At 66.2% G+C, this 604-nt stretch carries 1 pseudogene; it reads left to right on the plus strand.

Features of this window, described 5'->3' with window-relative positions:
• A pseudogene (locus tag G6O54_RS37020) lies at positions 1-604 on the plus strand (YD repeat-containing protein); the annotation flags it as partial.

Consider the following 604-nt stretch of genomic DNA (forward strand, 5'->3'; position numbering starts at 1 on the left):
CGCCGAGGGCCAGGTCACCTCGAAGACCGATCCCAACGGTCGCCAGACCACATTCACGTATGATCCGATCGGACGCCTGAAGGCCGAGACGTGGGTCGGCGGCTCGAACACGATCACCCGCAACTACGACAACGCGGGCCAGCTCACTAGCATCACGGATTCGAACAGCACCGTCACCCTGACCTACGACAACGACGGCCGCTTGCTGACATCCGCGGAATCCGGCAGCGGGATGCCGTCGCTGACGCTGACTTACGGATATGACTCCTCCGGTGATCTCACCAGCCTGACCGACAATCTCTCCGGCTCCGGCGGCGCGGGCCAGGGCCTGACGACCTACGTCTACGACAATGCCTTGCGGCTGACCACGATCACCCAGTCCTTCGGCGGCACGGCCCAGACGCAGGTGGCGCGGTCCTACGATTCGGGCGATCGCCTCACCACCCAGACCTGGTCCCTCGGGACGAAGCAGGCCCAGGCGGCCTTCTCCTACGACCACGCCGACCGCGTGACCTCGATCGTGGACAAGCTCAGCAGCGCCAGCGGCCTGGCGCAGGTGGACCAGCAGGGCTACACGTACGACGCCGCCGGCCGCGTGCTGACA

It is taken from the genome of Aquisphaera insulae, from assembly GCF_011064615.1.
In the GTDB taxonomy this organism is placed as follows: Bacteria; Planctomycetota; Planctomycetia; order Isosphaerales; family Isosphaeraceae; genus Aquisphaera; species Aquisphaera insulae.